Source organism: Arthrobacter sp. Ms25, assembly GCF_059090365.1.
The window spans coordinates 423,726-445,700 of record NZ_JBNHFP010000003.1; the positions used below are offsets into that span (position 1 = coordinate 423,726).

Consider the following 21,975-nt stretch of genomic DNA (forward strand, 5'->3'; position numbering starts at 1 on the left):
TGGCGGAGGCACTCCCGCCCGGAGTCCTCTGCTTGTAGTGTCGGGCGTGCACTCCGGAAGACCATTGAGAGGAAAGCCGATGGAAACCGTGACCCTGAACAACGGCGTCGAAATGCCGATCCTAGGCTTTGGTGTGTACCAGGTGCCGCCGGAACAGACCGAGGAAGCCGTGACCAACGCGCTGGCCGCCGGTTACCGCTCACTGGACACCGCCGCAGCGTACTCGAACGAAGACGCCGTGGGGCGGGCGGTGCAGAAGAGCGGCATTGCGCGCAATGAACTGTTCATCACCACCAAGCTTTGGATCCAGGACAACGGGGAGGCCACCACCACCCGCGCCTTCGAAACCTCGCTGGAGAACCTGGGCATGGAGTACGTGGACCTTTACCTGATCCACCAGCCTTTCGGGGATGTCTACGGCGAGTGGCGGGTGATGGAACAGCTATACAACGACGGCGCCGCCCGGGCCATCGGGGTCTCGAATTTCGCCTCCGACCGGCTGCTGGATCTCATCATGCACCACGACGTGGTCCCGGCCGTGAACCAGATCGAGACGAACCCGTTCTACCAGCGGACGGTCGAGAACCAGCTAATGACCGAGCGCGGGGTCCGGCACGAGTCCTGGGCCCCGTTCGCGGAAGGGAAGAACAACCTCTTCTCCGACCCCACCTTGTCGGCCGTCGGCGAGGTGCACGGCAAGTCCATTGCCCAGGTGGTGCTGCGCTGGCTGATTCAGCGCGGGGTGGTGGTGATCCCCAAGTCGGTGCGGCCGGAGCGGATGGCCGAGAACTTCGACGTGTTCGACTTCGAGCTCAGCCCGCAGGAAATGGCCTCTATCGCGGATCTCGACACCGGGAAATCCATGTTCTTCGACCACCGGGACCCGGAGGCGGTGGCCCGGCTGAGCGGGGTCAGGCTGGACTAGGTTCGGGGGACCGGTGCAGGTTCCGCACCAGGTAGAGCCAGGGGAAGGACCGGGTGCCCACCTGCCACCCGTCCGTTTCGTAATGGTGGGCCGGCCGGGTCCAGAGCACGCGGCGGTGTTCCCACTGCGTGTCGGTCTGCAGCATCCGGTGGCGCAGCACGTCGACGCCGATGGTGCGCCACCCTTGCCGTCCGGCGGCCTTCAGTTCGGTCATTTCGTCGAAGGCCGTGACCGGGCCGAGCCAGCGCTCGCGGGACCCCGAAACAGGTTCCTCCTGCTGGCCGCCGAAACGCTGCTGCACCGCCTGCCGGCTCATGCCGAGTTCCCGGCCCAGCGCGGCCCAGCTGATCCCCGCGCGGCGTGCCGCCGCGACTGCCCGGTGCTGCAGCTGCTGGCTGGCCCGCTCGGCGGCACCCGCCCGCGCGACCAGGGCGAGGTGATCGGCCTCGGTGAGACTGCCGCCGTCGTCGTAGTCTCCCAGAATCAGCGCGCCGATCTGTTCCTGAAGGTCAGGGGCGGGCTGCTGGCTCGGGTCCGCGTTGCTCGGTTTCATCAATCCCGGTCCCGGTCCGCCCGGTTTCGGCTCGGGAGCCAGTCGACGGCTTCAGCACCGTTCCGTCCCCGATTCCCCCAGAGATACCGAACGCACACATAGACGCCGAAGATGGTCGATGTCACCGAGGCCCCGGCGCACATGCCGCCGAAGAACCCGTCCAGGTCCAGCCACAGGTAAAGCCCGCCCAGCGCAAGGCCCAGCAGGAGGAACACGGCGCCCATGGCCGCCAGATACTTGCGATACGTCATCATGCGTCAATTAGAGCTTGACACCTGATGAACGTCAAGTGTTTGTTGACATCTATTTGCCGCGGCTACCCGTATGGATGCCCGGGGCCGGGGCCGGGGCTAGGGTGCGGAGGGACCGGCGCGACGATAAGCGGCGCGCCCTCACGCAGAAGGAACACCTATGGAGAGTTCAGCTTTGTCACTGTGGTCCTCCGGGTCGGTGCTGTCCATCGGGTCAAAGAACTCGGTGCTGTCGATCGGCAGTGTGGGATCCGCCTGCTCCATCGGGTCCGTCGGGTCCTTCGGCTCGGCGTTGTCGATCGGTTCGGCTTTATCCGTGCTGGCGGTGATGTCCTGGTTGTCCGTCGGATCCATCATGTCGTCGGGGTCCAGGGCGGGGGTCATGGCCGCCGGCCGGTCCTAGCCGCGGCGTGCCCTACCCCACCGCGGCAGGCTTTAGTTGCCGTCGCAGCTCCGCGGTCAGCTCGGCCAGTGCCTGCGGAGCGCTGCGGCAGAGCCGCGGAAAGGCCAGATAGCCGTGCGGCATGCCGACGTAGGTGGTGACGCGGACCGGTACGCCGGCCCTGCGCAGCGCGTCGGCGTAGCGCAGCCCGTCGTCACGGATCGGATCATGTTCGGCGACCTGGATCAGCGCCGGCGGCAGTCCGGAGTGGTCCAACGCCAGCAGCGGCGAGGCATACGGGTTGCTGCGGTCTTCCAAGGCGGGGACGTAGAGACCGCCGTAGCGGTGGATGTCTGCTTTGGTGAGGATGGGCGCGTCGGCGTTTTCCTCGATGGATGCGCTGCCCAGGGTCAGGTCGGTCGCGGGATAAATCAGCCCCTGGAACGCGATCCCGGGACCGGACCGGTCACGGGACATCAGCGTCAGCACCGCCGCCAGGTTGCCTCCGGCGCTGTCGCCCACTACGGCGAGCCGGCCAGCGTCGGCCTCCCACTCGCCGGCACGGGAAGCTACCTCTGTCAGCGCGGCATAGCAGTCCTCCGCGGCGGCGGGCCAGGGATGCGTCGGCGCGAGTCGGTACTCGAGGGAGACGACGACGGCGCGTGCGTCCCGGGCAATGGTGCTGGCCAGCGAGTCGTAGATGTCCAGGTTGCCGACGGTCCAGCCGCCGCCGTGGATCAGGACCACCAGCGGCAGCGTGCCGGCGGTGTCCTTCGGCCGGTACACGCGGACGGGAATCCGGCCCTCGGCTCCCGCAGCGGTGTCGTCTTTCAGCTGTACACCGGGCGCGACGCCGCCCAGGACCCAGTCCACCACGGGGTTGTGCTTGATGCTGCGCTGCTGGTCGGCGAGGATCTGTTCGTCGCTCTTGTTCGCCACCGAGGTCCGCGCCAGCACTTTGCCGACCAGCCGTACCCGCAGATCAAGCTTTGCCATCGTGTTCCTTCTTTCGTGGTCGCCGGGCGGTACATGGCTGGCCTCCGGCTACCGGCAGAGCCAAGGAACGCCCTCCGCTGGTCCCGACGGGGTGTAGTCCCGGCTGCCCGGGGCACCCTCGCACCACTCGGGAAGGGGTACGACGTGTGCGGGTGCAGCATGTGCGGGCATGCGCCCGAGTGTAGCTGAGGCACCGGTCTGCCGAACCGTCGACCCCGCGCCGGCGCTGCCGGCAGGCCGTGCGGTCCCGCAGCCCGCCGTCGTCGTTCCCGAAAACCCGTTGCCGCCACTGGAGAGTAAGCGGCAGAATCGCACGGACGGGACCGGACCGGCGGAGGGATGCAGCGGCCATGAGCACGGACACCGAAACGCAAACAGACCGGCACACACCACACCCGGCGGACACCCACGGGGTGATCCGGGTGCAGGGCGCGCGGGTGAACAACCTGCGGGACATCAACATCGAGATCCCCAAGCGGCGGCTGACGGTGTTCACCGGGGTGTCCGGATCCGGTAAAAGCTCGCTGGTGTTCGGCACCGTCGCCGCAGAATCCCAGCGCCTGATCAACGAGACCTACAGCGCCTTCGTGCAGGGGTTCATGCCTGCGCTGGCCCGTCCCGAGGTGGACCTGCTGGAGGGCCTGACCACCGCGATCATCGTGGACCAGGAACGGATGGGATCGAACCCGCGGTCCACGGTCGGCACCGCGACCGACGCCAACGCGATGCTGCGCATCCTGTTCAGCCGGCTCGGTCAGCCGCAGATCGGCCCGCCCAATGCGTATTCCTTCAACGTGCCGTCCGTGAAGGCTTCCGGTGCCATCACGGTGGAGCGCGGCGACGGGAAAACCCGCGCGGAGAAAGCGACCTACAACCGGCTGGGCGGCATGTGCCCGCGCTGTGAAGGAACGGGGGCAGTGACGGATTTTGACCTCACGGCCCTGTTCGACGACACGAAGTCGCTGGCCGAAGGTGCGGTCACGGTGCCCGGCTACAGCATGGAGGGCTGGTTCGGGCGGATTTTCGCCGGTTCCGGGTTCTTCCGCATGGACAAGCCAATTGGGAAGTTCACCAAGCGCGAGCTGCATGACCTGCTCTGGAAGGAGCCCACCAAGATCAAAGTGGAGGGCATCAACCTCACCTACGAGGGCCTCATCCCGAAAATACAGAAATCCATGCTGTCCAAGGACCCCGAGTCGATGCAGCCGCACATCCGTGCCTTCGTGGAACGGGCCATCACCTTCAGCACCTGCCCCGAGTGCAACGGCACCCGGCTCAGCCCCGAAGCACGGTCCTCAAAGATCGACGGCGTCAACATCGCCGATGTCTGCGCGATGCAGATCAGCGACCTCACCGGCTGGATCCGCGGACTGAAGGAACCCTCGGTGGCCCCGCTGCTGACCGGCCTGCAGCACCTGCTGGACGCGTTTGCCGAAATCGGGCTGGGCTACCTGTCCCTGGACCGGCCCTCGGGCACCCTGTCCGGCGGCGAATCGCAGCGGACCAAGATGATCCGGCACCTGGGCTCCTCGCTCACCGATGTCACCTACGTGTTCGACGAGCCGACCATCGGCCTGCACCCGCACGACATTGCCCGGATGAACCAGCTGCTCCTGCAGCTGCGGGACAAGGGCAACACCGTGCTGGTGGTGGAGCACAAACCCGAAACCATCGCGATCGCGGACCACGTGGTGGATCTGGGACCTGGGGCGGGTACCGACGGCGGCACCGTCACCTTCGAAGGTCCGCTGGACGGACTGCGGGAGAGCGGCACACTGACCGGCCGCCACCTCGGGGACCGGGCGCGGCTTAAGGACTCGGTGCGGACGCCGTCGTCGTCCCTGCCGGTGCGCGGCGCCGCCACCAACAACCTGCGCGACATCGACGTCGACATTCCGCTGGGCGTCCTGGTGGTGCTCACCGGGGTGGCCGGCTCGGGTAAAAGCTCGCTGATCTCCGGGTCCGTGTCCGGACGGGAGGGCGTGGTGACCGTGGACCAAAGCCCCATCCGCGGTTCCCGGCGCAGCAACCCCGCCACCTACACCGGCCTACTGGAGCCTATCCGGAAGGCATTCGCGAAGGCCAACGGGGTGAAGCCGGCCCTGTTCTCCTCCAACTCCGAGGGAGCCTGCCCGGCCTGCAACGGCGCCGGAGTGATTTACACCGAGCTGGGGGTGATGGCCACGGTGGAATCGGTCTGCGAGGAGTGCGGGGGCCGGAGGTTCCAGGCCTCGGTGCTGGAGTATCGGCTGGGCGGCAAGGACATTGCCGAGGTGCTTGCCCTGTCGGTCGCCGATGCCGGGGTGTTTTTCGCAGAGGGGGAGGCCGCCACCCCCGCCGCGCATAAGATCCTGACCCAGCTGGCCGACGTCGGCCTGGGCTACCTGCACCTGGGCCAGCCGCTGACCACGCTTTCGGGCGGCGAGCGGCAGCGGCTGAAGCTGGCCACGCATATGGGCGGCAAGGAAGCTGTCTTTGTGCTGGACGAACCGACCACCGGGCTGCATCTGGCCGACGTAGAGCAGCTGCTGGCGTTGCTGGACCGGCTGGTGGACTCCGGAAAGTCGGTGATCGTGATCGAGCACCACCAGGCGGTGATGGCGCACGCGGACTGGATCATCGACCTGGGTCCGGGCGCGGGGCGCGACGGCGGGCGGATCGTGTTCGAAGGAACGCCGGCGGACCTGGTGGCCGACGCGTCCACGCTCACCGGCGAGCATCTGGCGGCCTACACGGCGGGGTGACGCCTACGACACCGGGCCGCGGGGCGCGAACATGATGACGGCGACCCCTGCCAGGCAGATCAGCGAGCCGAGGATGTCCCAGCGGTCGGGCCGGAACCCGTCGAAGACCATGCCCCAGACCAGCGAACCGGCAACAAAGACTCCGCCGTAGGCGGCCAGGATCCGGCCGAAGTGCGCGTCCGGCTGCAGCGTTGCCACAAACCCGTAGGCGCCCAGGGCCATCACGCCCAGACCCGCCCACCACCACGCCCGGTCCTCCCGGACGGACTGCCATACCAGCCAGGCACCGCCGATTTCAGCGGCGGCCGCCAGCAGGAAAAGGAGGACGGTCTTCGCGATGGTCATGGCATCCATCCTGCCGCAGGACCGGTGCCTGCCGCCGCCAGGCGCCGGACCGGCGTCGTGAACTGCTTAACCCTCCGCTGCCTCCGGAAGCTTGGCCCGGAGGATATCGCGGATATAGTCGCGGTTCATGGCGGTGACGCTCAGCCCGTCGCCGCCGTAGTGCTCCACGCACATCGGGCCGCCGAAGCCCGCGGCCAGGGCCATCCCGATCGCCTCGCGGTAGTTGATGAAGCCCAGGGCGAGCGGCGCAGGTGCGGACGCGTAGGCACCGGTGGCCGGGTCATAGTCCCGGAAGTAGTTTTTCAGCTGCCAGTAGTTGGTGTGCGGCAGCATCTTCGTCAGCATCTCGCGCCAGTCCTCCACCTCCCGGTGCAGGCGGACGATGTTGCCGATGTCCGGGCAGAGGCCCACATTAGGCAGATCCACCGCCGTGACCAGCTCCACGGAGCTGTCCGCCGTGCCCAGGAAGGTCCCCTCGTACATTTCCAGCGACAGGCTCACCCCGCGCCCGGCCGCGTATTCCCCGAGTTCGCGGAAACGCGCTGCGGCTTTCTCCCGGTTCTCCGGGGTGTCCTCGTCCTCGGCTCCCTGGGCCAGCCAAAACCAGGTGGCCTCCTTCTGCTCCGGAGTGAAGGGATCGTGCAGTCCCAGGCATACCATGGGAGCTTCCAGGTCGGCGGCCGCGTCAATGGTCCGCTTGGCGTAGTCGAGGTTCCGCCGGGCCTGCTCCTCATCCGGGGTGATCACGCTTTTGCGGGTCACCGCCAGGTCAGAGAATTCAAGGCCGTAGGAGCGGGCGGTTTTCAGCAGCTGCCGCCGGCCCTCGGAGCCCAGGTCGGCCGCCCGGACCCAGGAATCGGTCAGGTCAACGTGCTCGAAACCGGCGAGATGCACCTCGCGCAGGGTCTGTTTCCAGGCGTCCGGTCCCGCCAGCGTGCGGTCGCGGCCATCCTCCGTCACCCCGGTGAAGTTCAGCAGGGCGGCGCCGATCGGCCAGGTTTCAGGTGTGTAGGACATTGCTTTCTCCTTAGGTGCGGATGTGCAGCGGTCGGGGCGGGTGAGGATTATCCGGCGATGGCGTAAACCGCCCAGGCGAGGGCGAAGGACAGGAAGCCGATGGCGGTGGCCACTACGGTCCAGGTCTTCAGCGTGGTGAGGGTGTCAAAGCCGCAGAACTTGCCGATCAGCCAGAAGCCTGAATCGTTGACATGCGAGAAAGTGATGGATCCGGCCGCGATCGCGACGACGACGGCGGCAAGGGCCACGCCGGAGACGCCCAGTTCCGCCACGGCGGGGGCCATGATGGATCCGGCGGTGGTTGCGGCCACGGTGGCCGATCCCTGCGCCACCCGGAAGGCCACGGCCACGAGGAAACCGGCGAGGATCACGGGAAGCCCGATGGCGTCCAGCCCCGAGGCGATGGTGCCGCCGATCCCGGTCTCGGTCAGGACCCGTCCGAAGGCGCCGCCGGCACCGGTAATCAGAATGATGGAGCAGACCGGAGCCAGCGCGTTGTCCACCAGGTCCTCGAGGGCACTGCCGATGCTGCCGCGGCCGCGGCGCGGACGGATATACAGCAGGTACATTGCCGCCAGCGTGGCGATCAGCAGGGCAACCGGGGTGGTCCCGATCAGGCGGGAGAGCTGGAAAAGGACATTTCCGTCATCCACGGATCCGCTCGCCTCGAGGGTGGTGAAGAGGGTATTGAAGAAAATCAGGACCAGCGGCAGCAGCAGGACAACAATGATGGTCCAAAAGCCCGGCCGCGGCGTTTCCTTATCCAGGTCCGCTTCGCCCAGCAGGTTCGGCACCGGCATGTTCGGGTAGCGCCTGGCAATGAGCAGGGCGAGCCGGTAGCCGGCGAGGTACCACGCCGGCAGCCCGACCAGCAGGGCCACCAGGATGACCATGCCGACGTCGGCACCCATGACCGTAGCCGCCGCCGTGGGGCCGGGGTGCGGGGGAGTCAGCGCGTGCATCATCAGGAAGGAACCGATGGAAGGCAGCACGTACAGCATGAACGATCCGCCGAGCCGGCGGGCCACTGTGTAGATGATGGGCAGCATCACGATGAAGCCGGCGTCGAGGAAGATGGGGAAGGCGTAGAACAGCGAAGCCACGGCCAGGGCCAGCGGGGCACGTTTTTCGCCGAACCGGCGCAGCATGACGTCCGCGAGGACCTGTGCACCGCCCGACACCTCGACCAGCCGGCCGAGGACGGCGCCGAAGCCGACCAGCAGGGCGACGGTGCCCACGGTGGTGCTGAACCCGGCGACGACGACGGTCATGACGTCGCCTACGCCAATCCCTGCCGCCAGAGCCGTGAGGATGCTGATGATGATCAGCGCGAAGAATGCATGGACCCGGAGGCGGATGATCAGCAGTAGCAGGACGGCAATTGCCGCCACGGCAATAAGGATGAGCGCCCAGGCGGGCCGTTCGGAAAGGACGAGCGTTTCCGCCGGCACGGCGGAAGGCAGCATATGCATGGCGTGAACACCTTTGATCGCGCGGACAGTGCCGTGGCATTGTGATGCACACCACAGGCGGAAGATCTGGCTATACCCTATAGGATCTTTGAAAACTGTCCAGCCGGCGTCCATGGCCCGGGCGCGGAGTGCTGATCGTGCAGCCGGCGGGGCTTGGAGCTCTGAGGGTATTTGCTCCGGCGGACGCATGGGAGAATCTGAGGCATGGCAGAAGCGAGCAGCGGGAGTGGTATGGGTACGGGTGCGGCAGGCGGGACCTGGGTGCAGCGCAACGTCCTGGCCGATCAGGTGTACAAGGAAATCCTGGCCCGGCTCATGGACGGAAAGCTGAAATCGGGCGACCCGCTGAGCATCGACGGCACCGCCCGGGACCTGGGGGTCTCTCCCACTCCGGTCCGGGAGGCCCTGGCCCGGCTTGAAGCCACCGGCATGGTGGTGCGGGCGGCTCTGCGCGGCTACCGGGTTGCCCCCGTACTCAGCCCCGCCGAACTCATGGACCTGATGGAAGCGCGCCTACTTATCGAGCCCCACAGTGCCGAGGTGGCCTGCGTCCGCGCGGACGAGCCCTTCCTTGCTGAGCTGGCTCGCTCCATCGAGGATCTCCGCCGGGCGCCCAACGGGCCCTCCTTCTCCGACTACAGCTCCTACTGGGAGGCGGATGAGCGCTTCCACCGCATGATCACCGAGCAGACGCGGAACCGCTTCCTGATCGGCGCGTACAACTCCCTCGGCGGCCACGTGCACCGTTTCCGTCTGTTCGGCGGCACGGGGGTGCGTGATGCCCGGGTTGCCATCGAGGAACACAACTCCATTCTGGCTGCCATGCGGGCCGGCGACCCCGCTGCGGCGCGGCGGGCGATGGTCACGCATATCTCCGGCGTCCGCGAGCGGGCCGCCCGGGAGCAGCAGCACGAAAACGGCTCAGATATCCCTCGGTAAACCCGCCGGGGCGGCGGGCGGGTAGCCGCTGCACTCCCTGGCCCGTACCAGCCAAACCTTCGTGGCCGCATGTGGTTGACATCACACTTCCGGATGTGTTTCCTATAGGAAACACGAAACAGTCCGGTAGTTAGTCAATCCGGAACTGTCCAACGCGCACCCGGAGGACACCTTGACCCAGCGAACAGTAGCCGTAGTCGGATCCGGATACATGGGCGGCGGCATCGCCCAGGTCCTCGCGCTCGGGGGAGCGCGCGTCGCCCTGGCGGACGTGTCACAGGACGTGGCCGAAAAGAACCTTGAACGCCTGCTCACCGAGGCGCAGCAGTTCGTTGCCGACGGGCTTTTCCCCGCTGGGGCAGTGGAGGACCTGCGCAAAAACCTGTGGGCGGCCCCCAGCATTGAAGCCGCCGTAGCCGACGCCTCCTACATCGAGGAAGCCGTCCCCGAAATCCTGGACATCAAGCACGCGACGCTGCGCCGGATCAGCGAGGCCGCACCTGCCGACTCCGTCATCGGTTCCAACACGTCCACCATCCTGATTGCCACGCTGGCCGAAGCGGTTTCCTCCCCGGAACGGTTCCTCGGCGTGCACTTTTCCAATCCCGCCCCGTTCATTCCGGGCGTGGAAGTCATTCCGCATGCCGGCACGTCCGCGGCAACCGTTGAGACGGCGCGGGAGATCGTAGCGCTCACCGGCAAGCAGGCGGCCGTGGTCAAGGATGTCACCGGCTTCGTACTGAACCGGCTCCAGTACGCGCTCTTCCATGAGGCCGCCCAGGTGGTCGAGGACGGCATTGCCTCGGCGGAGGATGTGGACACCCTGGTCCGGACGACCTTCGGGTTCCGGCTGCCGTTCTTCGGCCCCTTCGCCATTGCGGACATGGCCGGCCTGGACGTCTACTCCTTCTGCTATGCATCGCTGCAGACCTCCTTCCCGGAACGCTTTGCCACCCCGCGCATCCTCAAGGACCTGGTGGATGCCGGCAAGCTCGGCACCAAGTCCGGTGCCGGGTTCCTGCAAATCCCCGCGGACCAGACACAGGACCTTGTGGCGTACCGGAACAAGGCGTATGTTGCCATGTCCGGGCTGTTGCAGGAGCTCGGCCCCAGCCCTGCCGAGCAGGCCGGCCGTGAAGACGGCTCCGCTGCGCCGCAGGCCCGATGATCCCACGCTGACAACGCCCGTTCCGCCGGGCGGGCGAAGGTTGACGATGCTGTCGCCGGCGGGCATGCAGACACCCATGGCTGGAGAGCTGGAACGATGACCTACCTTTTGAACAATCCCGCGGACTTCGCCGTCGATGCCCTGCGCGGATACACCGCTGCCCATCCCGAACACGTAATGCTCGCCCACGGCGGGGTGGTGCGGTCCACACAGACACCGAAGGACCAGCCCGCTCTGGTCATCGGCGGCGGCTCCGGCCACTACCCGGCCTTCGCCGGATGGGTGGGGCCAGGGCTGGCCCACGGTGCGCCGTGCGGGAACATCTTCTCTTCGCCGTCGGCCTCCCAGGTCTACTCCGTGGCCCGGTCCGCGGAAAACGGCGGGGGCGTGCTGCTGGGCTTCGGCAATTATGCCGGGGACGTCCTGCACTTCGGGCAGGCGGCCGAAAAGCTGCGCGCCGAAGGCGTGGACGTACGCATCATTCGTGTCTCCGATGACATTGCCTCGGGCCCCTCGCATAGCCACCGGGAGCGGCGCGGGATTGCGGGGGACCTGGTGGTCTTCAAGATCGCTGGGGCGGCGATTGCGGCCGGAGCGGATCTGGATGAGGCGGAGCGGGTGGCGTGGAAGGCCAACGATGCCACGCGGTCCTACGGCGTCGCGTTCGAGGGCTGCACCCTGCCCGGTGCGGCTGAGGCACTGTTCCATGTGCCCGGAGGGCAGATGGCCATCGGACTGGGCATTCACGGGGAACCCGGCATCCGGGAGGTGCCGATGGGCACCGCCGAGGAAGTGGCGGACCTTTTGCTCGAGGGTGTGCTGGAGGAAGAGCCGGACCGGGTGGACGGCGGGTACGGCGGGCGGGTGGCAGTGGTCCTGAACGGACTCGGAACGGTCAAGTATGAGGAACTCTTCGTGGTCTACGGACGGGTTGCCGCACAGTTGGCCGAACGGGGCTTCACCGTGGTGGGCCCCGAGGTGGGCGAACATGTCACGAGCCTCAACATGGCCGGGCTGTCCCTGAGCGTGGTCTTCCTGGATGAAGAACTTGAACGGTACTGGCTGGCCCCCGCAGACACTCCGGCCTTCCGCCGCGCGGCGGGCGCCGCACCGGCCGATCCGGCCCGGACCAGCGTCCACATTCCCGGTGCGGATCCCATTCCGGAAGCAGCCCAGGAGTCGCGGGAATCCGCCGCCCGGATTGTCGAGGTGCTGGATCTGTTCCGCACCACCGCCGCCGAACAGGAGGACCGGTTCGGCCGGCTGGACGCGGTGGCCGGCGACGGCGACCACGGCCAGGGCATGGCCTACGGCACCAGGGGTGCCGCGGCCGCCGCCCGGGATGCCGCCGGGGAGGGTGCCGGGGCCCGCACGGTGCTGCTGCAGGCGGGGGAGGCCTGGGCTGAGGAGGCCGGCGGAACGTCGGGGGCGTTGTGGGGTGCTGCCCTGACCGCCGCCGGCGGCGTCTTTGACGACTCGCGCGCCGTCGGCCCGGCCGACGTCGTGCAGGCGCTGGCGGCCGGCATCGACGCGGTGGTCCGCCTCGGCGGCGCCCGGCCCGGCGACAAAACGATGGTGGACGCCGCCCTGCCGTTCCGCGATGTCCTCCTGGCGGAGTTCGCGGAAACCGGAGACCTGGCCGGATCCGTCCTGAAGGCTTCGGCCGCGGCACACGATGCGGCCCAAGCCACCGCCGACATCACCTCACGGCTGGGCAGGTCCCGCATCCTGGGTGAGAAGAGCCTCGGCACCCCCGATCCCGGGGCGTACTCCTTCTCCGTCCTGATGCAGGCGCTGGGCGGTTTCCTGCAGTCGGGTTCGCCGGTTCCCGCGGAGCAGCCGTGACGGTCTGGCTCGGCACCAGCTGGAAGATGAACAAAACCGTGGGCGAGGCGCGGCAGTATGCAGCCGCCCTGCTGGACGGGCTGTCCGGCCAGAGCCTCCACGGCATCAGGCCGTTCATCATCCCGCCGGCCACCGCCCTTTCCGCAGTGGCCGGGATCCTGTCCGCGGACCGCCGCATACTCGTGGGCGCGCAGAACGCCCACTGGGAGGACAGCGGAGCATGGACGGGAGAGGTGTCGGTTCCCCAGGTGGCCGACGCCGGTGCGCAGCTGGTGGAGATCGGCCACTCCGAGCGGCGGGAACATTTCGGCGAGACGGATGAAACGGCCCGCCGGAAGGTCGCCGCCGTCCTGCGCCACGGGCTCACCCCGCTGCTGTGCATCGGGGAGCCTGCGGAGGTGAAGGATGCCGGCGGATCTGCCGGGTACATCCTGCGCCAGGCCGGCCATGCCCTCGACGGCCTGGATGAAGGCCAGCTCTCCCGGGTGCTGATCGCCTACGAGCCGGTCTGGGCCATCGGGTCCGGCGGACGGCCGGCGGCACCGGCGGAACTCGACGGTCCCTTCGCGGCCCTCGCCGAGGCCTATGCAGGCAGGGTTGCCGGGTTGCTCTACGGCGGGTCCGTCTCGCCGGCGAACGCCGCCGGGCTGCTCGGGCTGGAGCATGTGGACGGTCTGTTCGTGGGCCGGTCCGCATGGACCCCGGAAGGCTACCTGCGTCTGCTGGAAATCGTCGCCGGCACGGTTCCCTCCGCCGCCCACTTCATGTCCGTTACCCCAAACCCCATCGAAAGAAAGTGAAGGACGCCATGAGCGAGAATCGGAAGCTGCGGATTGTCATCGGCGGCGACGACGCCGGATATGACTACAAGGAGATCCTGCGCAAGGACCTCGAGGCAGACGAGCGGGTGGAAAGCGTGGTCGACGTCGGCGTCTCCGACACGGAAAACACCGACTATCCGCACGTCGCCGTGGATGCGGCGCGGAAGGTGGCCTCCGGCGAGGCGGACCGGGCCCTGCTGGTCTGCGGCACCGGCCTGGGTGTGGCCATCTCCGCTAACAAGGTGCCCGGCATCCGCGCGGTCACCGCCCACGACTCCTACTCGGTGGAGCGCTCCGTGCTGAGCAACAACGCCCAGGTGCTGTGCATGGGCCAGCGGGTGGTCGGGATTGAACTGGCCCGCCGGCTGGCCAAGGAATGGCTGAGCTACGTCTTCGATCCGGAAAGCGCCTCGGCGGGGAAGGTGGAAGCGATCAGCGGCTACGAGAACGCCTGACGAGCCGCGTTCCGCAGGCCCCCTACGCTGCGGCGGGTGTCACACATTCTGTAAAGGTTGTGACGCACGTCATGCCTCCCGTACAGTGGCTACACCGCCGGCGGTTCGACTATCGAACGTTCTGTTCAAATAACGAACACGATCGGCGGCATCAGGCCACAACGAAGTGAGGACACCCGTGCAGTTCCACCACCACGGTTACGTATCCGGCGACCCCCGCGTCCAGCCCGCCGCCGGCACCGGCATCGACCGCCCCGCAGACCTTCCCGACGAAGTGGACGTGCTGATTGTCGGTTCCGGTCCCGCCGGGATGCTTACCGCCGCACAGCTCTCGCAGTTCCCCGGTGTTACCACCCGGATCGTGGAGCGGCGGGACAGCCGACTGGCGATCGGCCAGGCGGACGGCATCCAGGCCCGCAGCGTGGAAACCTTCCAGGCCTTCGGCTTCGCGGAGGAAATCACCGCCGAGGCGTACCGCATCACCGAGATGTGCTTCTGGCGCCCGGACCCGGAAAACCCGGAAAACATCGTCCGCTCCGGCCGCGCCCTGGATGACCCGCACGGCATCAGCGAATTCCCGCACCTCATCGTCAACCAGGCCCGCGTGCTGGACTACTTCGCCCGGTTCATGGCCAACTCGCCCACCCGCATGCGGCCCGACTACGGCTTCGAGTTCCGCAGCCTGGAGGTCGACGACGACGCCGAGTACCCGGTCACCGTCACCCTCCTGTCCACCGCCGGCCCGGACAAGGGCACCGAGCGCACGGTGAAAGCCAAGTACGTGGTCGGCTCCGACGGCGCCCGCAGCAAGGTCCGCGAGGCCATCGGCTGCACCATGGCCGGCGACAAGGCCAACCACGCCTGGGGTGTGATGGACGTGCTGGCCAACACCGACTTCCCCGACATCCGCACCAAGTGCGCCATCCAGTCCTCCAACGGCGGGTCCATCCTGCTTATCCCGCGCGAGGGCGGCCACCTGTTCCGTATGTACGTGGACCTCGGCGTCGTGCCCGAGGGCGACAACGGTGCCGTCCGCAAAACCTCCATTGACCAGATCATCGCCAAGGCCAACGGCATCATGGCCCCCTACACCCTCGATGTCCGCAACGTCGCCTGGCACAGCGTCTACGAGGTGGGCCACCGGCTCACCGACCGGTTCGACGACGTCCGGCCGGAGGACCTGGGCACGCGCACCCCGCGCGTGTTCATCACGGGCGACGCCTGCCACACGCACAGTGCCAAGGCCGGGCAGGGCATGAACGTGTCCATGCAGGACGGCTTCAACCTGGGCTGGAAGCTCGGCCACGTGCTGGACGGCCGCAGCCCGGAAAGCCTGCTCTCCACCTACTCGGCCGAGCGCCAGGTGGTCGCGAAGAACCTCATCGACTTCGATAAAGAGTGGTCCACACTCATGGCGAAGAAGCCCGAAGAGTTCGAGAACCCCTCGGACCTGGAGGACTTCTACGTCCGCACCGCCGAATTCCCGGCCGGCTTCATGACCGAGTACACCCCCTCCATGCTCATAGCCGACGCGACGCACCAGGACCTGGCCGCCGGATTCACCCTCGGCAAGCGCTTCAAGTCCGCACCCGTGCTGCGGGTGTCCGACACGAACCCGGTGCAGCTGGGCCACCAGGCGCGGGCGGACGGCAAATGGCGCATCTATGTCTTCGCCGACGCCGCCCCGGCCGGAACCCCCTCGCCGGTCACCGAGCTGGCCGAATGGCTGGACTCCGCGCCGGACTCCCCGCTCGCCGCCACGCCGGAGGGTGAGGACCGGGATGCCTGGTTCGACGTGAAGGTGATTTACCAGCAGGACCACACCGGCATCGATCTCGGCGTAGTGCCGCCGGTGTTCAAGCCGCAGGTGGGGCCGTTCCAGCTGGATGATCTCTCCAAGGTCTACGGTGCGGACCCGGCCGCCGACATCTTCGAGCAGCGCGGGATTTCCCGCGACGGCGCCGTGGTGGTGGTCCGCCCGGATCAGTACGTGGCCAATGTGCTGCCGCTGACGGCCACCGCTGAACTGGCGGAATTCTTCGCGCCGCTGCTGCCGGCCCGCCAGCCGCAGGCGTAGGCAGCTTCACAACGTACGACGACGGCGGCGGCTTAGGTGCCGCCGTCGTCCTGCGTTAACCGCACCAAGCTGGCAGACTGGCCCGTATGGACACCCCAGCACCCATCACCCCCGACTTTGACGCCGCCGCGCTCTTCTGGGACGACTACGCCCTCGCCTTCCCCGACCAGGCCGCCGCCGACGGCGAGTACAACGTGGAGACCTTCGGCGATTCCCCGGAGATGGCGGATGAGCTGCTGGCCCTGGTGCTGGACGGCCGCAAACGCTCAACGTCTTCGCTGGTTGCGGAGTATGTGGACGAGGGGTCGCAGCTGCCGCGGATCGGCACCCACTGGATTGTCTGCGACAGTGCCGGGGTTCCGCGGGTGATCCTGCGGACGGTGGAACTGAAGCTAGGCAGCTTCGCGGACGCCGACGCCGCGTTTGCCCGCGACGAAGGCGAAGGCGATCGCAGCCTCGAGTCCTGGCGACGGGAACACCAGCAGTACTGGGAGCGCACTGCCGCGGCACGGGGCGCCACCTGGTCCGAAGCCGAGGAGATTGTGTTCGAGCGCTTCGAAGTGGTGTGGCCGGCTTAGCGCCGGAATCCGCCTTCGGTGCTGAGCGTCTGGCCAATAACCCAGCGTCCTTCATCCGAAACAAGCCAGGCGATGAGCCGGGCCGGATCATCCGGGGTGCCGATGCTGCCGCCCGGGAAGCTGGAGCCGACGTCGTCGACCACGTCCAGGGGGCGGTCCGCCGTCTCCGGATCGAGGTAGCCCGTGTTGACCGGTCCCGGATTGACGGTATTGAGGAGGATGCCGCGCTCCGCCAGGTCTGCGGATACCGAGGCGGTAACGCCGGCCAGGGCCGCCTTTGAGGTGGCGTAGGCAATTTCCCCGGGCATCGGCCCCAGCAGCTGGCCGCTCGTGAACCAGATGGCGCGGCCGCCCGGCCGGCCGTCGTGCTGGTCGGCGAAGCGGGCCGTAGCCAGCAGCACCGAGCGGGTGTTGACGGACCAGTGCGCGTCCAGCATGGCTGCATCCAGGGACAGCAGCGGGCCGTCGCCGCCGCTGCGGGCGTGGTTGCAGATGAGGATGTCCAGGTGTCCCAGGGCCTCGGCGGCGTCGCGCACCATGTCCCCGGCGGCGTCCGGCTGGGTGAAGTCATGCTCGCCGTGCGCAAGCCGGGCACCGGGCTGCAGCCGTTCCCGCAGCAGGTCCATCACTTCGCCGACGTCCTCGGCACCCCACGGCTGCGTGGCGTCGTGCGGGGCATAGTGCTGCAGGTACAGGCTGGCACCCATGTCAGCCAGCCTTGCGGCAACCGCGAAGCCAATGCCGCGCGTGCGGCTGACACCGGTGACGACGGCGGTGCGTCCGGCCAGGGGAGGGGTAGTCATCGGGCCATGCTAGCGAACCGGCGGACTAGCTAGCGCCGCGAAGGACGGAACGACGCCGGTGCCTCCCCCGGGCATAGATTCGGGCCTGATCACCGGACAGGGCGAGGATGAGCAGGACGTCGAAGGCGAAGCCGAACAGATTGGTCCGCAGCGCGGCTTCGGGGCCGGCGGACACGGCAGCCAGCTGCACGGCAATGGCGATCGAGCTCAAGGACATGGCAGTGAGCCGGGCCCCGTTGCTGCCGCGCAGAATGAGCACCGCCAGCACCGCCTCCACCGCGGCGAAAACGGTGAGCGAGACGCTCGTGGGAGCATAGGCGCTGCCCAGCTCGGCGACCCCGCGGCTCTGCGTGCCCAGCAGGTTGATCACCAGGGAGAAGTCGGCCAGGTGGACCAGGGAAGGCGCGGCCACGGCCAGGGCAGCGAATCCGCGCAGCAGCACCAGAACCGCACCGAAGATCACGGCTGCGGGCGGCCGGTCCCGCCGGGTTGACGAACCGACGGGCACGGCGGGACCGTTCTCCGGAAGGTTGCCCACATTCACCACCGGCAGGTCACCGTCGGTGGCGATCGAATCCCCGCCGCCGTTGCGGGAGTGATACCCAGTGGAGAAGTTCTTGATGACCTCCACGGACGTCTCGGGGGACGAGTCCCGAAGTGACCCGACCAGATAGTCCCGTTCGGCGTCGATGTTCTCCCCGACCCGGTGCGTGACCTGCAGGGTGAACAGGGAGAGACCGACGGCGCGGTCAAAGGACGCAGCGCCCAGCCAGTCCGCGGCAATGCCCCCGGGGAGCATCCACCCCTCGGGGCAACGCCAGAAACGGACGTGGTGGCGTTGCCGCGGGTTGCCGTGCATTTCCTGCTCATAGGCAAAATCCTGCTGCCGTCCGAACAGGAGCAGGGGACTCACCGGGGCATGGACGTAGCTGCGGTGCAGCAGGGTGGAGGAAACAATTCGCCAGCTGCTGGACAGGGTTACCGGGTCCGCGAGCTTCCAGCCTGCCCGTTCCAGTGCACCGCGCAGCTGGCCTTCGCTGCCGAGGAAGGCCAGGTTGACGGCGTCGCCGAACAGTCCGGCACTGGTGCGGGTGCGGCCCATGAAGTAATCGGGGATGAAGATCCGCGTCAGCACCCGGTCCACCCGCGGCAGCACCAAATAGGCCAGCACCGCCCAGAACGCCACCAGGAATCCGATGTGCCGCAGCTGCAGGGTCTCTTCAAACAACAGGACAGCGAACCAGGCCGCCCCAATGGCGCTGACCGTGAAGAAGGCCCAGTCGACGGCGGTTGCCGCCGGCCCGCCGTCGGGCTCCGCGACGGTGCCCGGCGAGGTCATCCGGACGTCAGAGCCCGGGGATTTCGCCGTTTGCCCGGGCCTCGATCCAGTCCACGGCGGCGTCAGGCAGGTAGTACGCTCCGCTGCCGTCGGTATCCATGCCGCGGCTGCGGGCGATCTCCTCCACGATCCACGGCTCCACGGCGTCGCCGTTATTGGCGGTCAGCCACTCGCGGGACTCGGAGGTGAGCATCGGCCACCACGCGGCAATGCCCAGGTCATCGCGCTCAAACTGTTCGTCCGTCATGGCTAAAACTCTGGCACTTTCGCAGCACGTGGTCGACGGTCTGCGCTTCCCGGTTACTGGGCAGCGGTGAATTCCCCGGCGGGCCCAACGGGGAGGGCCGTGCTGCATCGAAAAGGCACAAATTACCGATTTGCAGCCCCAAAACGGTAATTTGTGCCCTCTCGATTCCGGAAACGGTAAATTGTGCCCTCTCGATTGGCCGGCACCCCCCGGAACCCCGGAACCCCGAGCGGTTCACCCGCCGCGAAGCGGAGTTGCCCCGCGAAACCGGGCGTGCGACCGTGGAAGGGAGGCCGTGACACGGTCTCCCGGACGAGGGGTGCCGTACCCGGTGTGCGACAAGACGGCCCATGGGAGATTGCCATGTCATGGATTGTTCTGGTGCTGTCCGGCGTTCTGGAAGCAGTGTGGGCCACCGCCCTGGATAAGTCGCAGGGATTCACGCGGTTCTGGCCGTCCGCCATTTTCGTCACTGCTGTCACAGCGAGCATGGCCGGCCTCGCCTATGCCATGCGGGAACTGCCGCTGGGGACTTCGTACGCGGTCTGGGTGGGCGTCGGCGCCACCTTGACCGTCGTGTACGCCATGGCCACCGGTGCAGAGTCAGTGTCCCTGCTCAAGATCCTGTTCCTGGCCATGATTGTGGGCGGCGTGATCGGACTGAAGTCGCTCCACTAAAGGAGCTCCGGGACCGCTAGATTGGACCGCATGACTGCTGCGGGGGCCGTGCTCGAAGTATCCGACCTACTGGTGGGGTACGCGGGTGCGCCCGTCTGCGGCGCCATCACCGCGCGGGCGGACGCGGGGGAGATCCTCGGCGTCGTCGGCTTCAACGGCGCCGGCAAGTCCACCGCGGCCCGCACCATCGCGGGGAAACAGCTGATGCTCGACGGCGAGGTGCGCGTACACGGCCTGCCCGCCAACGAGGACGCCATCCCGTTCCGCCGCCAGGTGGCTGCCCTGTTCGACGAGGACGCGTTCTTCCCTTCCCTGTCGCTGCGCGAACACCTGCAGCTGGTGGCCCGCGGCCACGGCGTCGCGGACCCTGATGCCGCCGTCGACGCGGAACTGGACTTCTTCGGCCTGCAGGAGCGTGCCGATGCCGTGCCGGAGTCCGTTTCCTCCGGCCAGCGCCGGCGGCTGCTGCTCGCCTCTGCCCTGATCCGGCCGTCCTCGCTGCTGATCCTCGACGAACCGGAGCAGCGCCTGGACCCGGTCATGCGGGAACGCGTCGGGCAGCGGATCCGCCGGTACGCCGACGACGGCGGTACGGTCCTGCTGGTGACGCACGACCCGGCGCTGCTCCTGGCGACGGCGGAACGCTGCCTGCTGATTGATGACGAGGTTCGGGAGATCGAGCCGGCCCGCGCCGCCGCCGAGATCGCGGGCCGGTAAGCGGTGACCCGTACCGAAGCCGCGCCGACCGCGTTTCGTCCGGCCCGCTACACCCGCGCAGCCTCCCGAAACCACGGCCGCGGCCAGGCCCGGATCCGGGACGTATTGCTGGATGCCTATGCCACCCTGCTGGGAATCGCAACTATCGGAGCCCTGGCCGGAGGGCTGGTGCTGGCGATGCGGAACGAGGTCGCCAAGGCGCTGGGCGCGGGTACCGCCGGCCGCCGCACCGTCATCGCCGCGGACTGGGCCGACCTGCCCGACGGCGCCGCGGTCACCGTCCTGTTGTTCGCGGCCCTGGCGGCGGTGCTGGCCGGGGCCCGGAAGGTGGGGCCGGTGGCCGTGGCGCCGGCCGAGGGGTACTGGTGGCTGGGCCTGCCCGTGGAGCGGCGCCCGTTCCTGGCCGGACGGCTGGTCCGCCGGACGGGGCTGGTCTGGGCGGCGGGCACGGTCCTCTACCTGCCCGTTGGCTTCATCACCGACCTGCAGGCAACGCTCCCCGGGCAGCTTGCCGGGGCAGTGGTCTTCGGGCTAGCCGCGGTCTGCGCGCTGCTGGCGGCGGCGGTGCGGCAGTCGGCCGTCCAGCAGCCGGCGGGGAACCTGTCGACGGAGAGCAGGTCGGCGAAGGGGAACGGGCAGCGGGCCCGGTTTCCTGCCGGTGCAGGCGGGGCAGCCGCTGGGCTGGTGCTGCTGGCCCTGCTGAGTTTCCTTCCCCGGGAAGCTGCCGCCGGGGAACTCTGGCCCGCCGCCGCGGCGCTGGGCGCCGTCGTCGGACTCTCGGTGCTGGTGTTCGCGCGGCTGGAGCGCATCCCGGGCCGGGAACTGGTCCGCGGCGGAGGGGTGTCCGGGCATGCAGGTGCGGCGCTCTACCTGATGGACACCAACGAGCTCGGGCGGGCCTTCGCCGGTACTGCCCGCACCGGGACGACCTTCCGGGCCCGGCGCTGGTATGCCAAGGGCGCCCGGTCACCGTTCGGTGCGCTGCTGCGGGCGGATGCCGCCGCGTTCCTGCGCACCCCCGGGATCTGGGGCCGGCCCGTGCTGCTGCTCCTGCTGTGCGTGGCGGTGCTGCTGTCCGCGGGGCAGCAGCCGGCGCCGCTGCAGCTGGTCATCATCCTGCTCACCATTTGCGCGGCGGTCCCGGCGGCGGGGGCCCTGGCCCGGCAGACGGCGATCACCCCGGGACTGGACTCCCTGCTGCCCCTGTCCCCGGCCTCCGTCCGGCTGAGCCGGACGGCGCTGCCCGCGGCTGTTCTGGTCCTGTGGTCGACGGCGTTCTGTGCGGTCCTGGTGCTGCTGGGTGCGGGCAGTCCGGCGTTGATCGGGCTCGGTGCGTTCGCCGGGGTGGGGTTCGGTGCCGCGGCCGTCCGGGGTGCCTACCGGCCGTTGCCGGACTGGACGGCTCCGCCTACCGAGACCGTGTTCGGTCCGGTGCCGTCGGCGCAGACCGGTTCCCTGGCCCAGGGGCTGGACGCGATCCTGCTGGCGGCGGTGCCGTTGCTGCTGGGCCTGTTCCTCGGCTACGTTCCCCTGATCTTGCTGCTGGCCCAGGCGGCATTCTCTGCCGGATGTGTCCTGCTGGTGATGTATTCGCGACCCCGGTAGGCGGCAGGCTCTCATCCG

General features: G+C 68.2%; 22 protein-coding genes and 1 riboswitch. Of the genes, 12 read left to right on the top strand and 10 right to left on the bottom strand.

The genetic code is table 11. The annotated features are described in order from the left end of the window. Positions 1–79 precede the first annotated feature (79 nt). Positions 80–925, top strand: a complete 846-nt coding sequence (locus AC5RT8_RS10170) for an aldo/keto reductase (RefSeq protein ID WP_494095583.1) — start codon at positions 80–82, stop codon at positions 923–925. Here the strand turns inward: AC5RT8_RS10170 and AC5RT8_RS10175 are convergent. The 4 genes from AC5RT8_RS10175 to AC5RT8_RS10190 all read right to left on the bottom strand — a co-directional run bounded on the left by AC5RT8_RS10175 (position 912) and on the right by AC5RT8_RS10190 (position 3,107). Next, a complete protein-coding gene (locus AC5RT8_RS10175; protein ID WP_494095584.1) occupies positions 912–1,478 on the bottom strand; it encodes a hypothetical protein in 567 nt (188 codons plus the stop codon). The two genes, AC5RT8_RS10170 and AC5RT8_RS10175, sit on opposite strands and share 14 nt — an antisense overlap. Further along, positions 1,478–1,732 carry a hypothetical protein gene (locus AC5RT8_RS10180; RefSeq protein WP_494095585.1) on the bottom strand — a complete coding sequence of 85 codons (255 nt, stop codon included), beginning with the start codon at positions 1,730–1,732 and terminating at the stop codon, positions 1,478–1,480. The genes AC5RT8_RS10175 and AC5RT8_RS10180 overlap by 1 nt, the downstream gene beginning before the upstream one ends. A gap of 138 nt (positions 1,733–1,870) precedes the next feature. Next, the gene (locus AC5RT8_RS10185) at positions 1,871–2,113 is read right to left on the bottom strand and encodes a hypothetical protein (RefSeq protein ID WP_494095586.1); all 243 of its coding nucleotides are present in this window, start codon (positions 2,111–2,113) and stop codon (positions 1,871–1,873) included. Between the two features lie 31 nt (positions 2,114–2,144). Continuing rightward, the gene (locus AC5RT8_RS10190; RefSeq protein ID WP_494095587.1) at positions 2,145–3,107 is read right to left on the bottom strand and encodes an alpha/beta hydrolase; all 963 of its coding nucleotides are present in this window, start codon (positions 3,105–3,107) and stop codon (positions 2,145–2,147) included. A 350-nt stretch (positions 3,108–3,457) separates the two neighbouring features. Here AC5RT8_RS10190 and AC5RT8_RS10195 point away from each other — a divergent pair, with 350 nt between their 5' ends. Then, entirely contained in the window at positions 3,458–5,851 is a 2,394-nt protein-coding gene (locus AC5RT8_RS10195; RefSeq protein ID WP_494095588.1) for an ATP-binding cassette domain-containing protein, read from the top strand. A gap of 3 nt (positions 5,852–5,854) precedes the next feature. On the opposite strand, the gene AC5RT8_RS10200 is transcribed toward AC5RT8_RS10195, so the two are convergent. From AC5RT8_RS10200 to AC5RT8_RS10210, 3 genes are all read right to left on the bottom strand, one after another. Further along, on the bottom strand, positions 5,855–6,196 hold the full coding sequence (locus AC5RT8_RS10200) for a YnfA family protein (RefSeq protein WP_494095589.1): 342 nt from the start codon (positions 6,194–6,196) through the stop codon (positions 5,855–5,857). Between the two features lie 66 nt (positions 6,197–6,262). Then, positions 6,263–7,213, bottom strand: a complete 951-nt coding sequence (locus AC5RT8_RS10205; protein WP_494095590.1) for a sugar phosphate isomerase/epimerase family protein — start codon at positions 7,211–7,213, stop codon at positions 6,263–6,265. Between the two features lie 47 nt (positions 7,214–7,260). Next, on the bottom strand, positions 7,261–8,679 hold the full coding sequence (locus AC5RT8_RS10210) for a GntP family permease (protein WP_494095854.1): 1,419 nt from the start codon (positions 8,677–8,679) through the stop codon (positions 7,261–7,263). Positions 8,680–8,889: 210 nt separating this feature from the next. On the opposite strand from AC5RT8_RS10210, the gene AC5RT8_RS10215 reads away from it, so the two are divergent. The 7 genes from AC5RT8_RS10215 (at position 8,890) to AC5RT8_RS10245 (ending at position 16,568) form a co-directional block, all read left to right on the top strand. Continuing rightward, entirely contained in the window at positions 8,890–9,624 is a 735-nt protein-coding gene (locus tag AC5RT8_RS10215) for a GntR family transcriptional regulator (protein ID WP_494095591.1), read from the top strand. 172 nt (positions 9,625–9,796) lie between these two features. After that, the gene (locus tag AC5RT8_RS10220; RefSeq protein WP_494095592.1) at positions 9,797–10,792 is read left to right on the top strand and encodes a 3-hydroxyacyl-CoA dehydrogenase family protein; all 996 of its coding nucleotides are present in this window, start codon (positions 9,797–9,799) and stop codon (positions 10,790–10,792) included. A 96-nt stretch (positions 10,793–10,888) separates the two neighbouring features. Continuing rightward, entirely contained in the window at positions 10,889–12,637 is a 1,749-nt protein-coding gene (locus tag AC5RT8_RS10225) for a dihydroxyacetone kinase family protein (RefSeq protein ID WP_494095593.1), read from the top strand. Beyond that, the gene (locus AC5RT8_RS10230) at positions 12,634–13,437 is read left to right on the top strand and encodes a triose-phosphate isomerase (RefSeq protein ID WP_494095594.1); all 804 of its coding nucleotides are present in this window, start codon (positions 12,634–12,636) and stop codon (positions 13,435–13,437) included. Before AC5RT8_RS10225 ends, AC5RT8_RS10230 begins: the two co-directional genes overlap by 4 nt. An 8-nt stretch (positions 13,438–13,445) precedes the next feature. Further along, a complete protein-coding gene (locus AC5RT8_RS10235) occupies positions 13,446–13,913 on the top strand; it encodes a ribose-5-phosphate isomerase (RefSeq protein WP_494095595.1) in 468 nt (155 codons plus the stop codon). 178 nt (positions 13,914–14,091) lie between these two features. Continuing rightward, positions 14,092–15,990: an FAD-binding monooxygenase gene (locus tag AC5RT8_RS10240; protein WP_494095855.1), complete on the top strand. Its 1,899-nt coding sequence runs from the start codon at positions 14,092–14,094 to the stop codon at positions 15,988–15,990. 86 nt (positions 15,991–16,076) lie between these two features. Further along, positions 16,077–16,568, top strand: coding sequence for an ASCH domain-containing protein (locus tag AC5RT8_RS10245; RefSeq protein WP_494095596.1), 492 nt, complete (start codon positions 16,077–16,079; stop codon positions 16,566–16,568). Here the strand turns inward: AC5RT8_RS10245 and AC5RT8_RS10250 are convergent. Genes AC5RT8_RS10250 through AC5RT8_RS10260 form a run of 3 tightly spaced genes read right to left on the bottom strand, consistent with a single transcriptional unit; the run spans position 16,565 to position 18,957 of the window. After that, positions 16,565–17,371 carry an SDR family oxidoreductase gene (locus AC5RT8_RS10250; RefSeq protein ID WP_494095597.1) on the bottom strand — a complete coding sequence of 269 codons (807 nt, stop codon included), beginning with the start codon at positions 17,369–17,371 and terminating at the stop codon, positions 16,565–16,567. The genes AC5RT8_RS10245 and AC5RT8_RS10250 overlap by 4 nt on opposite strands. Positions 17,372–17,396: 25 nt before the next feature. Then, positions 17,397–18,710, bottom strand: coding sequence for an LssY C-terminal domain-containing protein (locus tag AC5RT8_RS10255; RefSeq protein WP_494095598.1), 1,314 nt, complete (start codon positions 18,708–18,710; stop codon positions 17,397–17,399). Between the two features lie 7 nt (positions 18,711–18,717). Beyond that, positions 18,718–18,957, bottom strand: a complete 240-nt coding sequence (locus tag AC5RT8_RS10260) for a hypothetical protein (RefSeq protein ID WP_494095599.1) — start codon at positions 18,955–18,957, stop codon at positions 18,718–18,720. A 286-nt stretch (positions 18,958–19,243) separates the two neighbouring features. Then, positions 19,244–19,310: riboswitch (guanidine-III (ykkC-III) riboswitch) on the top strand. 10 nt (positions 19,311–19,320) lie between these two features. On the opposite strand from AC5RT8_RS10260, the gene AC5RT8_RS10265 reads away from it, so the two are divergent. The 3 genes from AC5RT8_RS10265 to AC5RT8_RS10275 are packed head-to-tail and all read left to right on the top strand — an operon-like array spanning position 19,321 to position 21,957. After that, positions 19,321–19,635 (top strand): DMT family transporter, encoded by a 315-nt coding sequence (locus AC5RT8_RS10265; protein WP_494095600.1) that lies wholly within the window; start codon positions 19,321–19,323, stop codon positions 19,633–19,635. 30 nt (positions 19,636–19,665) lie between these two features. Further along, positions 19,666–20,352: an ABC transporter ATP-binding protein gene (locus AC5RT8_RS10270; RefSeq protein ID WP_494095601.1), complete on the top strand. Its 687-nt coding sequence runs from the start codon at positions 19,666–19,668 to the stop codon at positions 20,350–20,352. Between the two features lie 3 nt (positions 20,353–20,355). Next, positions 20,356–21,957, top strand: a complete 1,602-nt coding sequence (locus AC5RT8_RS10275; protein WP_494095602.1) for a DUF6297 family protein — start codon at positions 20,356–20,358, stop codon at positions 21,955–21,957. Positions 21,958–21,975: the final 18 nt, after the last annotated feature.

Bases quoted from the DNA above. Each gene is read 5' to 3' on its own strand.
- AC5RT8_RS10170 (WP_494095583.1), top strand. From the start codon at position 80: ATGGAAACCGTGACCCTGAACAACGGCGTCGAAATGCCGATCCTAGGC.
- AC5RT8_RS10175 (WP_494095584.1), bottom strand. From the start codon at position 1,478: ATGAAACCGAGCAACGCGGACCCGAGCCAGCAGCCCGCCCCTGACCTT.
- AC5RT8_RS10180 (WP_494095585.1), bottom strand. From the start codon at position 1,732: ATGATGACGTATCGCAAGTATCTGGCGGCCATGGGCGCCGTGTTCCTC.
- AC5RT8_RS10185 (WP_494095586.1), bottom strand. From the start codon at position 2,113: ATGACCCCCGCCCTGGACCCCGACGACATGATGGATCCGACGGACAAC.
- AC5RT8_RS10190 (WP_494095587.1), bottom strand. From the start codon at position 3,107: ATGGCAAAGCTTGATCTGCGGGTACGGCTGGTCGGCAAAGTGCTGGCG.
- AC5RT8_RS10195 (WP_494095588.1), top strand. From the start codon at position 3,458: ATGAGCACGGACACCGAAACGCAAACAGACCGGCACACACCACACCCG.
- AC5RT8_RS10200 (WP_494095589.1), bottom strand. From the start codon at position 6,196: ATGACCATCGCGAAGACCGTCCTCCTTTTCCTGCTGGCGGCCGCCGCT.
- AC5RT8_RS10205 (WP_494095590.1), bottom strand. From the start codon at position 7,213: ATGTCCTACACACCTGAAACCTGGCCGATCGGCGCCGCCCTGCTGAAC.
- AC5RT8_RS10210 (WP_494095854.1), bottom strand. From the start codon at position 8,679: ATGCTGCCTTCCGCCGTGCCGGCGGAAACGCTCGTCCTTTCCGAACGG.
- AC5RT8_RS10215 (WP_494095591.1), top strand. From the start codon at position 8,890: ATGGCAGAAGCGAGCAGCGGGAGTGGTATGGGTACGGGTGCGGCAGGC.
- AC5RT8_RS10225 (WP_494095593.1), top strand. From the start codon at position 10,889: ATGACCTACCTTTTGAACAATCCCGCGGACTTCGCCGTCGATGCCCTG.
- AC5RT8_RS10235 (WP_494095595.1), top strand. From the start codon at position 13,446: ATGAGCGAGAATCGGAAGCTGCGGATTGTCATCGGCGGCGACGACGCC.
- AC5RT8_RS10245 (WP_494095596.1), top strand. From the start codon at position 16,077: ATGGACACCCCAGCACCCATCACCCCCGACTTTGACGCCGCCGCGCTC.
- AC5RT8_RS10250 (WP_494095597.1), bottom strand. From the start codon at position 17,371: ATGACTACCCCTCCCCTGGCCGGACGCACCGCCGTCGTCACCGGTGTC.
- AC5RT8_RS10255 (WP_494095598.1), bottom strand. From the start codon at position 18,710: ATGACCTCGCCGGGCACCGTCGCGGAGCCCGACGGCGGGCCGGCGGCA.
- AC5RT8_RS10260 (WP_494095599.1), bottom strand. From the start codon at position 18,957: ATGACGGACGAACAGTTTGAGCGCGATGACCTGGGCATTGCCGCGTGG.
- AC5RT8_RS10265 (WP_494095600.1), top strand. From the start codon at position 19,321: ATGTCATGGATTGTTCTGGTGCTGTCCGGCGTTCTGGAAGCAGTGTGG.
- AC5RT8_RS10270 (WP_494095601.1), top strand. From the start codon at position 19,666: ATGACTGCTGCGGGGGCCGTGCTCGAAGTATCCGACCTACTGGTGGGG.